Raw genomic sequence first — 12,331 nt, forward strand, 5'->3', positions numbered from 1 at the left:
TGGCCACGGCGGTGCGAACGTCGGCGTCGTGCCGGGCCGCCATCCACTGTTCCGGCCGGTGTGCCCTGGTGGGGGCTGGTCCTAGCAGAGCGTGGTCGCGGCCCAGTCGCCTCGGCGACTTGTGCAGTCACGGTCCGCTACCTCCCAGCGCCGTCCCGAGGGCGGCACGGGCGCGGGCAGCGTCATGGCGGCCAGGCAAGAGCCGCTCCTGGTCATACCCCCCGACCCTGCCTCCCCCGGTCGAACGGCGGGTGTTACGGAAGATAGCGGGAGAATAGTTGTGACGATCAACCCGTTCGGCGGTTGATGTGGCGATTTATCCACAGGTGGCTCGTGCGCTCCTGGAGCGTTGCGACGAATACAAAAAACGTAGAGTGAAGCTATCCGAATTCAAATCTGAAGTTTGGGGAGCGGCTCAGGACATCGTGGCCGCCGACGAAAATGCGATCCATGAATTCTTGAAGAATGCCGAGGCTCGCCTTGACATGGTTGAATACACGATTGGGGGGCCACGAGTCTTCGAGGAGACTCTTCCAATAGTCGAGCAGATCGAGACGCAACTCCGGCATTACCTTGACACTTAATCGATTGACGGACCACATCGCCGTGCCGGCCGTCGCCAAGACGCTGGCGGCTAGGGCCGCGCGCCTATCGGTGCCATGTATAGCGTCGAGGGAAGCCTGTGACGTGCGGAAACAGAGCCAGCCGAAATGTGCGACCGTAGGCACCGGTGTCTTCGAGCGCGCTGGATTCTGCTGCTGGCGGCCGTGGCACCGCGGCCTACAGGGAGACGTATTCGCGGATCTTGCCGCGTAGGTGGGGGCGGTGGTCGCCGAGTGCGATGCCCAGTGTTGGGAGCCGCGTGGCGATCTGCAGTTCGGTGAGCGGTTTGGTGACCGGGACGTCGGCGTAGCCGCGGTCGTCGGTGTCCCACTTCGCCAGGTCTGCCTCGACGCTGCGGATGCGGGCGACGGTGCCGTCGACGACGTAGACGATCGCCTTGAGCTGTGGCCAGCGGGCGGGGGCGATCGGGAACCACTTGCGGTCGGCCTCCAGCTGCACCTTCTCGCTGGCGCCGGTTTCGCCGTAGCGGCGGCTGGTGTCAGCGTCGATTTTGCGGGTGCGGGTGTTGCGGTAGACGACCAGCGCGCAGTCGCCGCCGTCGTTGTAGGCGTGCAGCTGCCGGTAGAGGGTGGTGCGCCCGACGCGGAAGGTCTCGGCGATCTCGGCGACGGTGTGCTCCCCCGTGTCGTACATCCGCTGCGCCTGGTCCAGCTGCCGCTGCGTCAGCGCCGGGGGCCGGCCACCGACGCGGCCACGGGCCCGGGCGGCGGCCAGACCGTCCATCGTGCCCTCGACGATCATCTCCCGGTCGTACTCGGCCAGTGCGGCCAGGAAGTGGAACACCAGCCGCCCACCCGGTGTGGAGGTATCGATGCCCTGCTCCAGCACGATGAAGTCGACCTCGTGCTCGCCGAACCAGCGGACCAGTTCGAGCAGGTGCTGCTGGGAGCGGCCGATGCGCTTGAGCCGGGTCACCACGACCTCGTCGCCGGCGCGGAGCTTGTCCAGCATCAGGTCCAGCTTCGGGCGCGAGGACAGCTTCCCGGAGACCTTCTCGATGAACATGTTCTCCTCGGCCACCCCGGCCGCGGCGAGCGCGTCGATCTGATGGTCGGTGCTCTGGTCCCGGGTGGACACCCGGGCGTACCCGAACCGCATGCGATGAGTCTCCAAACTCTCCGACGTCCCTTAGGCGAACGTTGATTTCGATACACGAAATTGGGACCCATGCTACCTGGCGATCACCGCGCCGTGGACATGGGTTCCGAAAACGATCGTTTTAGAGACCAATCTAGGCCGGGAGAGGTGAGACGGCTGCACCCGAAGCGAGATGTTCGACGGCTTCGATCAGTCGGGTCGCGAGGTGGCGGAGGGAGCTCAGTGACTGGTGAAATCTGGAGATCCGCAGGGAATGGCGTCTGCCTGCACTGTGGAACGGCATGGCCCGCGTTCTTTGGAGCACGGCCACACAGCCTTGACGCTTCTCCGGTAGTAGGCCAACTGCTGGCGGTAGGTCACGCTGGCGGCTCGGGCTTGTTTGTACTTGGCGATCTCGTCCAGCTTGGTGCGCTGCTGCTTGATGCGTCGACCGCTCTGCTCAGCGTCGCGCGAGGAGGTTCCCAACGACACGCGGCGCTCTGTGCCATGGTCCGAACCTTCCGCGCGGAGGTAACCGGATCACAGCCGCCCCGGACGACTGGGTCCGCCGCCACCGCACCCCCGGTGTAGCCTTTCAACACACTACGCGGGGTGGAGCAGCTCGGTAGCTCGCTGGGCTCATAACCCAGAGGTCGCAGGTTCAAATCCTGTCCCCGCTACAGCGAAAAGGCCCGGTTTGCACATGGTGCAAACCGGGCCTTGGTCATTGACGGATCGGTGGCGGATCCGCCAACTTTGCGAGACTGGTGGCTGAACCAGGCGACACGGTGTTCATCACGGTGGCGAGCTCTGTGGCAGCGCCGGCCGGCCGGGAGATGTACAGCTGGGCGTACAGCCAGCCGTCGGTCTCCAGGCCCTCCGGGTCCATACCCGCGCTCGAGAGCGTCTCCTGGATCTGGGTCTGCTCCTCCGCCGAGGCGAACCTCCGCTGCCGGAACACACCGTCGACGCCGACGCTCTGGTAGCCCAGCTCGGCCAGGCTTGCCGCGACCGGGTCGTAGGAGAACATTCGCAGCACAAAATGCGCCATCCACGGCCGCGACCCGTGCGCGACCCGGGCGATGGTCTTGTCCGTGACGTACCCGACGCAACCGGTCGAGATGACGAGGTCGACCCCGGCCAACAGGTCCTGTTGCTCCGGCGTCGGATCGTCCTGCTCAAGATCCGCATGGATCGCGGCGTCGATGAACCCGGCCGACTGCGCATAGGCCAGCGCCGGACCCGAGTTGTCGAGACCGATGAAACGGATGTCTTCGGTACCCGCATGCGAGCGGACCCAGCCACGGTCGGCCGCGAGCAATGCTTCGTGGTCGAGGGCGAGCACATCCGGGCCCGTGTAGTAGTCGTAGAGCTGGTCCATCGTCACGTCGCACCGTTGCAAGACCGCGTTGACACCATACGAGCAGCCGACGTCGAGCACGGTCGGTTCCGCGACGCCGCGTTCGGCGCGGTATTCCTCGATCAGCTTGCTGAAGTAGGGCTTGGCCAGTTGTGGAATGAGGTAGCCGACCCGGCCCAGCGTGCCGTAGAAGGCACGCGGATCGGGCTCGGCGTAGATGTGGTCGAAGGAGATCTTGCCGGTCGAGTCGAGAGGCACCCCTGTCTCCTTACTAGACGGTATGGCGTGACTGCCTCGGATGAGACTGTTGCGGGCCGGGGCCTCGCTCACGCACATTCGTGGGTTGCTGGGCAGGGGCTGACGGCTCGGCCTGAGCGTACGAGTGTGGGCCTCGATGTCCATGCCCGCTCGGTCGCGGCTGCGGCGATTGATGGTGTGCGAGGCGGGCGCGGCGGCTGACGCCCGTGTCGACACCAAGCCGTGCCGGCAGGCATGGCGGAGCACGCTGAACCTCGCGCGTACGGGCTGGATAGCGCCTACCGAATCATCGTCCGCTGCGACGATCGTTGACGGTGACCCGTCGCGGTGCATCGGCCGCACATTCGTCACCGTGATAGAGGGCGATCGCCTCAATATCGGTGCTGATCGCCGCGTGCGCGCCAATGCAGTCGGAATCCAACTCGATCATCACCGTCGTACCGCGGCAACGGCATGCGGTGAATGACTCGAGCCGTCCGACCGGGCGCACGCCTGCCAGTTCCTGGCGCAGGCCGCGCTCGTCCTGCCACACCTCGACGAAGGTTCGTCGACTCAGCGCGGCGGCGGCCGCTACTGTCCATCGGTCTGGGCCCAACAGCGAGTCGAAGTAGCCATGCTCCGGCACACGACAGCGCTCGGCCCGGCAGAGTTGGTCGTCTGTGATTGAGAAGGTGAGGTCACCGAGGATCTCGACCTCTACCACGGGACTGTGCCGGCCAGCGAGGTGCGGTGCGGGGTGGATGGCGTGGCCAATGACGTGGAGGAGGACGTTAGTCGGCAGCCTCGGGTCGTCGAGGGAGACACCGAAGTACATCCCCGGCCGGCGCGAGACGGGGGGAGCCGGTGCCGCCGCCGGGGTGCGGAAGGATCACCGTGCCCGGAAAGGTCCCTAGGCCTCGTACACGGAGACCGGGCAGCACTGGCGAGAGTGGTGACCACCCCGGCCCCGGGGCGTCCACGCCACCGCGCCGGAGTGGGTGCGGGTGCAGAATCGCTTCGGTGATCAGCGACATCTACATCGCCGCGCGCGAGCAGGACGGCGAGACGTACCACGAACCACCCTCCTTCGAGCTGAGCGTGTCGGTCACCGACGGGCAGGCCTACCTCGCGCGGGTCAAGGTCGACGAGGACGAGCGGCGCCAGCGCGTCGGGGACTACCTCGTGGTGCCCGCGGCGTCGCTGCTGCACGCGCTGCAGGCAGCGATGGCCGACGAGGAGGAGGTCAACCGGCGCCGTCAGGGCGAGGCCGGCGAGTAACACGCGTCTGGTGGGCGGCGACCGGGGGCGGGTGGACCGGCAGCGATTGTCAGCTCGCGCCGGGCCACCGGTGCGCTGTCTGAGGTGGCCGATGACCGGCGCTGCGTCAATCGGCCGGGCGCACCTCGTCAGCCCGTTTTTGCGACGCTACGAATCCCCCCGGCCGAAGCTGAGGTGTAACGGCGCAACGGCGGTCACCGGTTCAGCCCTCGACAAGCCGGTCGGAATCGCCGCTGTACCGGGCACGGCGCACCCCCTCAACAGAAGCAGGGAAACGTGGGATTTATCAAGCAAGCCAAGGCAGACGCGCTGACCAAGGAAGCCGGGCGTGCGATTGCCGAAGGCCGAACCGTGTTCACGCCGCGGCTGAACACGCCGATGATGCATCACACGATGTCCGGCTCGATCGCCGGATGGGCCGAGATGATCGAAGCTGTCGAGGCGCAGGGCTGGCAACTGGTCGAATGGTCGGTCACGCAGGACAAGAACGGCAGGCCGGAGGCATACCCGCTGTTCAGGCGGCGGCAGCACGCGCCGGGCGCCGGAGCGCCTCGGTAGTCGTCAAGGCGTAGCGCTGCAGCCTCCGGCTACGACTCAACCGCCGGGAGGACCATCGAGATGACCCTGAGCTCAGGCTTCACCGAGACGACGCCGACTCCGCGTTCGCGAAGCGTGAACCGCCGGTTCGCGCATGCCAGCGACGTGGTTCAGCAACCCGCCGGGCTGCGGCACGCGGTACGCGGCCAGGCGGACTATCCGTTGTGCGACAGCACGTTGCGCATCGTCATCCGCGTGACGCCGTTCGGGCCCCAGATCGGTGGCATGAACCTCAGGACGTGCCCGCGCTGCGCGGTGCTGGCCGGCGACGAGCTGAACGCCGCACCGACGTAGAACTGGCGTCGTTCGACAGCGGTTACGGAGCGTCAAGCCCGAGCAGCGGCAAGCACGGGACAAGCCCCTCCATACTGACCGGGACGGTGCGGTGCTGCTGCCACATCGCTCGGGTCAGGCGTAGCCGATGCTCGATCGACAATCGTCCGGTGATGGCGCGGCGTTGAACGCCGTCGGGTTGGTAGCCGAGTTTGCGCGACACAGCCTGGGAGGCGACGTTGTGGTCGAACGCGGCCGAGATCGCCTCGTCGGCGTCGAGTCCGGCGAACGCGAGGTGCAGCGCCGCGGCGCGCATCTCGGTGCCGATTCCCTGCCCCTGGTAGCGCCGTCCGAGCCAGGAGCCAGTGTGTACTTCGCGCGTGATCGCCAGGTCGCGGGCACCGATGCTCTGCTGTCCGACGACGACACCGGCATCGAAGACCGCGAGGGTGAGCAACCAGCCGTCGTACGGGGCCCAGCTGCCGAGTTGCCGCCAGTGGTGCTGGACGACGCTGAGCGCAACCTTGGCCGGTGGCTGGTCGGTCCAGGGCACGACAAACGGCATGACGTCCGAGTCGTGGACGCCGGCGGCTGCCAGATCGGCCAGGGCGCCGAGTTCCTCGGGCGACGGCAGACGCAGTTCCAGCCGTGGCGTCCTCAGCCGCAGCCCCAGCAGAGGGAAGTGATCGACAAGCATGCGGCCATCATGTCCGCGGACGAGGACCAGATCATCCGGATTTCCCCGGCCATGCGGATGTGGTTCCCGGGGTGTGGCAGGTACGAAGAGTGAGATCGTGGCTGGCTGTCCGTGGGAAATTTGAGCTGGCCGCTGGCAACCCACGGCCCGCCGGGCCGGCGACCCAGCTGCGGTAACGAGTACGCGACGGGCTGCGACGTTGTGGTGTGCGCGACGAGGATTCGATCGAGAAGAAGCTGACGCGGCTGCACGCCGCGTGGCGACGCGACGTCGACGCCGAGCCTCTCTCCGTGTCGCTGGGCATCGTGGCGATGCGTCGCCGGTGGTTGAGCGGCCGGGCGCCGCGACGCACCCGCTAGGCGCACGAAGTCGGCCCGTGCCAGGGCGACACCACCCGGCAGGCTGATGACCTGTGCTTTTCCGGGCGCGGCCGGATTCAGCGGAGTTAGGCTCGCGTCAGGCGCGCCGGTGCGCACACGCTCCGGCCTTCGGAGTGCGGGGTGATCGCCATAGCGACGAATGCAGCGCAGCCGGTCGCCGCGGCGATGAGCGGAAACAGCGTGGGAGTCGGGTAGCCGTGGCCGTGGTCCGGCCGCCGGTGCGGTTGCCGCTGGCGCAGTCCGCTCGGGAGGTGCCGGTGTCGCGCCCGGGCTGGTCCTGGGCATTTGAAACGAAGCTTGATGGCTGGCGCGCGGTCCTGTTCGCCGAGCTGGGGCTGCTGCAGTCACGCCACGACAACAACATGGCCGACCGCTTCCCCGAGATCGTGCAGGCCGGCGCCCGGTTGGGCGACGTCGTGCTCGACGGGGAGATCGTCGCGCTGCGCGAGGGCCGGCTGGACTTCGGCGCGCTCGCGTCGCGGCCCGGCGCACGCCCGAAGACGGGGGTGAGCATCTACTTCGCGGCGTTCGACGTGCTTGCCGACGGACGGGTGGACGATCTGCGTTCCCGCCCGTACCGGGAGCGGCGAGCGCGCCTGGAGCAGCTGCTCGCCGGTGTCGTGCCACCGTTGCAGCTGGTGCCGAGCACCACCGACCGCGACGCCGCGATGGCATGGATGCGCCCGGAAGCCAGCGACGTCGGGATCGAGGGCGTGATCGCCAAGCTGCTCGACGCCCGCTACCGCCCCGGTCGGACCGACGCGTGGGTGAAAGTCCGGCAGACGGCCGTCGTCGATGCCGTCGTCGTCGGCGTGGCCGGCAACCCCGAAGAGCCGAGCGAGGTCGTGCTCGCCCGCCGCGACGCTGGCGGCGCGTGGCGGCAGATCGGGCTGTCCCTGCCGCTGGCACCGCGGCTGGGACAGCAGATCGGCGCCCGGGTCACGCTCACCGGTGCGCCCGCGCACTACACCTCGGCCGGCGGGTTCGGCCGCGGGCGCACCCAGTACCTGCCGGTCCGGCCCGAAGTCGTCGTCGAAGCTGAGACCGACCCCGCCGTCGAGTCATTCAGCAGCCGGCAGCGGCCGCGCGTGCACCGCGCACGGCCCGACCTCGTCGCCGAGGACCTGCCGCGCGGCCGCGGCACTGGCGGGTGAGGCCGGTTGCGGAGAAGAAGGTCACCGTGCAGGTCGGCGAACGGCAGCTGGTGCTGTCCAACCTGGACAAGCCGCTGTATCCGAGCGGGTACACCAAAGGCGAGGTCGTGCGGTACTACACGCACGTCGCCCCGCTCCTGCTCCCCCACATCAGCCGGCGGCCGATCACGATGGTGCGCTTCCCCGACGGCACCGGCGGGGAAGCGTTCTTCGAGAAGAACCTCCCGCGCGGCGCCCCCGACTGGGTCCAGACCGTGACGCTGCCCAGCTCTGGATCCCGCAGCGGCCGCGGCCCCGGCACGATCACCTACGCGCTGATCGAGGATCTGCCGAGCCTGGTGTGGGCGGCCAACCTCGCCGCGCTCGAGCTGCACGTGCACCAGTGGACCGTCGGGCCTGGCCCGAAACGCCTGGCCCCGGACCAGCTCGTGTTCGACCTCGATCCTGGCGAGGGCGCCAGCGTGGTCGAGTGCTGCCGTGTCGCCGAGCGCCTGCTCGAGGTGCTCACCGCAGACGGGCTCACTCCGCTGCCGAAGACCAGCGGTTCGAAAGGCCTGCAGGTGTCCTGCGGGTCCGTGTCCGCCGGCCCGAGCGGACCTCCGCCTACGCCAAGGCGATCGCCGAACAGCTCGCCGCCGAGATGCCCGACCTCGTGGTCTTCAAGATGGCGAAGAACCTGCGCACGGGCCGCGTGCTGATCGATTGGAGCCAGAACCACGTCGCGAAGACCACGATCGCCCCGTACTCGCTGCGCGGCCGCGCCACCCCCACCGTCTCCACCCCGATCACCTGGGACGAAGTCCGCGCCTGCCGCACCCCTGCCGAGCTCACCTTCACCGCCGACGACGTCCTGCACCGCGTCGACGAACACGGCGACCTGCTCGCCGAGCTCGACGCCACCCGCGTCGCGCTGCCAAGCCGGTGAAGCTGCACTCACCGGACTTAGAGCGTGTTTGAGAAGGCTTGGCGTGCCTGCGTGGCCTTGTCGGCCAGGTGATCAACAGCGCCGGAGTTGCACGACGCGTGGTACTCCTCGCACACCAGCGACCGAACAACGGGCTCTGACCGAGCCGCTGCTACCGGAGGTGAGGACCGGGTGCCAGCCGGACAGGCATCCCGCCGCGCACTGGTGGACGCGATCCTCCACATCGTGCGGACCGGGTGCTCGCGACCGCAACTTCCCGCGGACTTCCCGCCCGGACAGTCCGGGGTTATGTTGGAGTAATCACCGCTGGTCAGGCCGGTTGTGGCGAGGTGATCGGCGCGGCCGGATCCGGCTAGTGGCGGTGGGTGGCTGGGCATGTCCACCCGGACGGTTCCTGGCCAGCCTTCTGGCTGTGAGCGTGCGGGCGCTGGCGGGCGTCTGGTGAGGAAGCGGCGTGGCTGCCGCCGGAGCGGAGGCCTGATGGTTACTCAGCGGAGCGACCGGATCGCCAGGGAGCAGGCAGCGCTGCGGCGGGTGGCGACACTGGTGGCCCGCGCGACACCGCCGGAGGAGGTGTTCGCCGCGGTCGCTGAGGAAGCCGGGCGGCTGCTGGGCGCCCACCACGCGTGGATGACCCGATACGACCCCGATGGCGCGGCAAGAGTGGTCGCCACGTGGAGCAGCACCGGCGCCGCTGTCCCCGCCGGGACCCGATTGAGCCTCGGAGGGCGGAACGTGCGCACGCTGGTGTTCCACACCGGCCGTCCCGCGCGCATCGACCACTCCACCGGCACCCCGGGCCTCGCCGCCGACGACCTCGCCCGCAAGTTCGATTACGGCGCGGCCGTGGGCGTGCCGGTCAACGTCGAAGGCCGCCTGTGGGGCGTCATGGTCGTCGCATCCTCGCAAGGGGAGCCCCTGCCGGCCGGCTCCGAGGCGCGGCTGGCCGGGTTCACCGAGCTGGTGGCCACCGCGATCGCCAACTCGCAGGCGCGGGTGGAGCTGCGCCGGTTCGCCGAGGCGCAGGCGGCGCTGCGGCGGGTGGCGACACTGGTGGCCCGGGCGCCTCCGCCGCAGGAGGTGTTTGCCGCGGTCACTGAGGAATCCGGGCGGCTGCTGGGCGCCCACCACGCGTGGATGACCCGATACGACCCCGATGGCGCGGCAAGATTGATCGCCACGTGGAGCAGCACCGGCGCCGCCGTCCCCGCCGGAACCCGGCTGCCCCCCGGAGGGCGAAACGCGTACACGCTGGTGTTCCAGACCGGCCGCCCCGCGCGCATCGACAGCTCCACCGGCACCTCGGGCCCGGACTGCGATATCGCCAGCGAGCTGGGCGTCCGCTCGGCCGTCGGCGTGCCAGTCAGCGTCGAAGGCCGCCTGTGGGGCGTCATGGTCGTGTCATGCACGAAAGAGGAGCCGCTGCCGGCGGACACCGAGACGCGGCTGGCCGAGTTCACCGAGCTCGCCGCCACCGCCATCGCCAACGCCGAGGCCCATGCAGAGCTAGCCGCCTCCCGGGCACGGATCGTGACCACCGCCGACACGACCCGCCGCCGGATCGAGCGCAACCTGCACGACGGCGCCCAGCAGCACCTGATCTCGCTCGCCCTGCAGCTACGAGCCGCGCAGCTGGCCGCGCCACCCCGGACCGGCGAGCTGATGCGGCAGCTGGACGAGGTGGCCACTGGGCTGGTCGAGGTCCAGGAGGAGCTACGCGAGATCGCCCACGGCCTGCACCCGGCCACCCTGGCCGAGCGCGGACTGCGCTCCGCGCTGAAGGCGCTGGCCCGCCGCTCCGCGGTCCCCGTCCGGCTGGATGTCCGGGTGGAGGGGCGGCTGGCCGAGCCGATCGAGACCGCCGCCTACTACGTGGTGGCCGAGGCCCTGACCAACGCGGCCAAGCATGCGCACGCCGCCACCGCCGAGGTCCAGGTGGCCGCCGATAAAAGCGTGCTGCACGTGCGCGTCCGCGACGACGGCTGCGGCGGGGCCGACATAACCCACGGCTCCGGTCTCGCCGGCCTCAAGGATCGGGCCGAGGCGCTCGGCGGCCGCCTGACGCTGCACAGCCCGCCCGGAGACGGCACCACCGTTCAGGTTCAGCTCCCGGTGGAACACGTGCGAAGCCGACCAGCTGTGAGCATGTCAGCGATCAAGGACGATCGATCTTAGTCCCGAGAAGCACATCGCCGGGGCCAGTCGAGTACGACGTCGCGGTCGGCTCCGCCGGCCAGCTCCCGCGCCGCGGCGGCGTCCTGCTCGCTGTGACGCACCCGATCGGCCAGCTCGGCGACCTGCGTCTCCAGGGCCGCCAGGCGGGCCTGCAGCCGGTCCAGCCATGCCGAAGAGCGTACCGGCTACAGGCCAGTGTTCGGCGCGTCGTAGTCACGCGGGCGCATGGCGCTCGGCCCCGGTGAAGGGCCAGGTGAGCACGAGCCTCACCGAGCACCACGGTGAACGAGGTCGCCGGGCCGCCGAACACCAAGCCGTGCTGCGGTCCCCGATCAGTCGTCGCGTCCAGCCGGGTCGCGCACCGCGAAGAGTGTTTCGTCGCGGGGCGATTTTCTGCTGCCTCGCGCTTTTGCCCGGTATCGCGCCGCGCAAAGATCGTCAGCTTATGTTGACGAAAGCGGTTTTGTCAGAAGGATTCCGGCATGGCGAACGCAACCTTGTAACCGGCTCGGCGCGGCGTAGGCATAGGCATAGGCATAGGCATAGGCATAGGCATAGGCGACCATCGACCGGAAGTGGCCGACATTGGCCGTGCCGATCATCAGGATTCACATGATCCGGGACCAGCCGAAAGGCGCTGGATCAAGAGGCCACCTTCCGCCGGCGCCGCCCACCACGCCGTGACCGCTCAGCGCGACTCATCCGTCCCCGCCCACGACACCACCGACAGCACGAGCCCTCCTCGACGGCGACATCGCAGCCGTCGGCTGGTCACAGGGCCCTGATCGCCCCGCCGTCGATGGAGACCAGGCTTCCGGTCACATAGGACGCCGCCGGCGACAGCAGGACCGCGGCCATCCGGCCGAACTCGGCCGGATCGCCGAGGCGGCGCAGCGGAATGGCCGCCTCCGCCCGGGAGCGCGCCTGCGGATCACCCTTCTCGAGCGCGAGGGTGCGATCCGTGAGGACCTTGCCCGGCAGGAGACCGAGCACCCTGGTGTCCTGCGGCCCGAGCTCGTCGGCCAAGTCCTTCACCAGCATCCCGAGTCCCGCGCGCAGTCCGTTGGACACCGACAGCCGCGGCAGTGGCGTCTTCGCCGAGCTGGACAGGACGAACGCGATCGCACCGCCGTCGGCGCGATTGTCTCCCTTGGCCAGGAGCGGAGCGAGGTGGCGCACGAGCCGGACAGTGCCGAGGAAGATGCTCTCGAACGAGGACCGCCACACCTCGTCGGACACCGCTGTGGTGACGCCTGGCTTCGGGCCACCCACGCTCACGAGCGCGCCGTCGACTCGGCCGAACGCGGCCAGCGCGGCTTCCACGAGCAGGCGCGGAGCCTCGGGATCGGCGTTGTCGACCGCGACGCCAGTGGCGCCCTCCCCCAGCGATGCGGCGGCCTTCGCGACCTTTTCCTCGTCACGAGAAGACACGACGACCTTCGCCCCGTCCCGGACGAGCGCTTCGGCGGTGGCGTAGCCCAGCCCGCTCGTACCGCCGGTCACCAGGTATACGCGTTCCGCAAGACCGAGATCCATGGGCACCTCTCAGGTAGA

Annotated in this window: 14 protein-coding genes and 1 tRNA gene; 9 read left to right on the forward strand and 6 right to left on the reverse strand. The window is 69.1% G+C overall.

Annotated elements, in window-relative coordinates; translation table 11 throughout:
- Positions 1-780 precede the first annotated feature (780 nt).
- Positions 781-1,722, reverse strand: coding sequence for a recombinase family protein (locus AB0H62_RS31665; RefSeq protein ID WP_360590111.1), 942 nt, complete (start codon positions 1,720-1,722; stop codon positions 781-783).
- Between the two features lie 585 nt (positions 1,723-2,307).
- On the opposite strand from AB0H62_RS31665, the gene AB0H62_RS31670 reads away from it, so the two are divergent.
- Positions 2,308-2,381 (forward strand) — tRNA-Met (locus tag AB0H62_RS31670).
- A gap of 44 nt (positions 2,382-2,425) precedes the next feature.
- On the opposite strand, the gene AB0H62_RS31675 is transcribed toward AB0H62_RS31670, so the two are convergent.
- Both AB0H62_RS31675 and AB0H62_RS31680 read right to left on the reverse strand, forming a co-directional pair.
- On the reverse strand, positions 2,426-3,319 hold the full coding sequence (locus AB0H62_RS31675) for a class I SAM-dependent methyltransferase (RefSeq protein ID WP_360590113.1): 894 nt from the start codon (positions 3,317-3,319) through the stop codon (positions 2,426-2,428).
- Positions 3,320-3,605: 286 nt separating this feature from the next.
- A complete protein-coding gene (locus tag AB0H62_RS31680; protein ID WP_360590115.1) occupies positions 3,606-4,022 on the reverse strand; it encodes a hypothetical protein in 417 nt (138 codons plus the stop codon).
- Positions 4,023-4,318: 296 nt separating this feature from the next.
- Between AB0H62_RS31680 and AB0H62_RS31685 the strand changes: the two genes are divergently transcribed.
- From AB0H62_RS31685 to AB0H62_RS31695, 3 genes are all read left to right on the forward strand, one after another.
- On the forward strand, positions 4,319-4,576 hold the full coding sequence (locus AB0H62_RS31685) for a hypothetical protein (RefSeq protein ID WP_360590117.1): 258 nt from the start codon (positions 4,319-4,321) through the stop codon (positions 4,574-4,576).
- A 276-nt stretch (positions 4,577-4,852) separates the two neighbouring features.
- A complete protein-coding gene (locus AB0H62_RS31690) occupies positions 4,853-5,134 on the forward strand; it encodes a hypothetical protein (protein WP_360590118.1) in 282 nt (93 codons plus the stop codon).
- A 60-nt stretch (positions 5,135-5,194) separates the two neighbouring features.
- Complete coding sequence (locus AB0H62_RS31695; RefSeq protein WP_360590119.1) at positions 5,195-5,467, forward strand: hypothetical protein; 273 nt, start codon at positions 5,195-5,197, stop codon at positions 5,465-5,467.
- A gap of 22 nt (positions 5,468-5,489) precedes the next feature.
- Here AB0H62_RS31695 and AB0H62_RS31700 read toward each other — a convergent pair whose 3' ends face one another.
- Positions 5,490-6,143 (reverse strand): GNAT family protein, encoded by a 654-nt coding sequence (locus AB0H62_RS31700; protein ID WP_360590121.1) that lies wholly within the window; start codon positions 6,141-6,143, stop codon positions 5,490-5,492.
- Positions 6,144-6,349: 206 nt separating this feature from the next.
- Between AB0H62_RS31700 and AB0H62_RS31705 the strand changes: the two genes are divergently transcribed.
- From AB0H62_RS31705 to AB0H62_RS31725, 5 genes are all read left to right on the forward strand, one after another.
- Positions 6,350-6,502 carry a hypothetical protein gene (locus AB0H62_RS31705; protein ID WP_360590123.1) on the forward strand — a complete coding sequence of 51 codons (153 nt, stop codon included), beginning with the start codon at positions 6,350-6,352 and terminating at the stop codon, positions 6,500-6,502.
- Between the two features lie 218 nt (positions 6,503-6,720).
- Positions 6,721-7,677, forward strand: coding sequence for a hypothetical protein (locus tag AB0H62_RS31710; protein ID WP_360590125.1), 957 nt, complete (start codon positions 6,721-6,723; stop codon positions 7,675-7,677).
- 26 nt (positions 7,678-7,703) lie between these two features.
- Positions 7,704-8,375 (forward strand): hypothetical protein, encoded by a 672-nt coding sequence (locus AB0H62_RS31715; RefSeq protein WP_360590127.1) that lies wholly within the window; start codon positions 7,704-7,706, stop codon positions 8,373-8,375.
- Positions 8,318-8,602 carry a hypothetical protein gene (locus AB0H62_RS31720; RefSeq protein ID WP_360590129.1) on the forward strand — a complete coding sequence of 95 codons (285 nt, stop codon included), beginning with the start codon at positions 8,318-8,320 and terminating at the stop codon, positions 8,600-8,602. Before AB0H62_RS31715 ends, AB0H62_RS31720 begins: the two co-directional genes overlap by 58 nt.
- A 480-nt stretch (positions 8,603-9,082) precedes the next feature.
- Positions 9,083-10,777 (forward strand): GAF domain-containing protein, encoded by a 1,695-nt coding sequence (locus AB0H62_RS31725; protein WP_360590131.1) that lies wholly within the window; start codon positions 9,083-9,085, stop codon positions 10,775-10,777.
- Between the two features lie 443 nt (positions 10,778-11,220).
- Here the strand turns inward: AB0H62_RS31725 and AB0H62_RS31730 are convergent, their stop codons facing one another.
- Together AB0H62_RS31730 and AB0H62_RS31735 are read right to left on the reverse strand one after the other, a co-directional pair.
- A complete protein-coding gene (locus tag AB0H62_RS31730; protein ID WP_360590133.1) occupies positions 11,221-11,379 on the reverse strand; it encodes a hypothetical protein in 159 nt (52 codons plus the stop codon).
- A 169-nt stretch (positions 11,380-11,548) separates the two neighbouring features.
- Positions 11,549-12,313, reverse strand: a complete 765-nt coding sequence (locus AB0H62_RS31735) for an SDR family oxidoreductase (protein WP_220239790.1) — start codon at positions 12,311-12,313, stop codon at positions 11,549-11,551.
- Between the last annotated feature and the right edge of the window lie 18 nt (positions 12,314-12,331).

This window comes from Amycolatopsis sp. NPDC050768 (genome assembly GCF_040654155.1).
In the GTDB taxonomy this organism is placed as follows: Bacteria; Actinomycetota; Actinomycetes; order Mycobacteriales; family Pseudonocardiaceae; genus Amycolatopsis.

Coding starts and splice junctions, on each gene's coding strand:
- AB0H62_RS31720 (WP_360590129.1), top strand. CDS start 8,318: ATGCCCGACCTCGTGGTCTTCAAGATGGCGAAGAACCTGCGCACGGGC.
- AB0H62_RS31665 (WP_360590111.1), bottom strand. CDS start 1,722: ATGCGGTTCGGGTACGCCCGGGTGTCCACCCGGGACCAGAGCACCGAC.
- AB0H62_RS31735 (WP_220239790.1), bottom strand. CDS start 12,313: ATGGATCTCGGTCTTGCGGAACGCGTATACCTGGTGACCGGCGGTACG.
- AB0H62_RS31730 (WP_360590133.1), bottom strand. CDS start 11,379: ATGATCGGCACGGCCAATGTCGGCCACTTCCGGTCGATGGTCGCCTAT.
- AB0H62_RS31725 (WP_360590131.1), top strand. CDS start 9,083: ATGGTTACTCAGCGGAGCGACCGGATCGCCAGGGAGCAGGCAGCGCTG.
- AB0H62_RS31700 (WP_360590121.1), bottom strand. CDS start 6,143: ATGCTTGTCGATCACTTCCCTCTGCTGGGGCTGCGGCTGAGGACGCCA.
- AB0H62_RS31695 (WP_360590119.1), top strand. CDS start 5,195: ATGACCCTGAGCTCAGGCTTCACCGAGACGACGCCGACTCCGCGTTCG.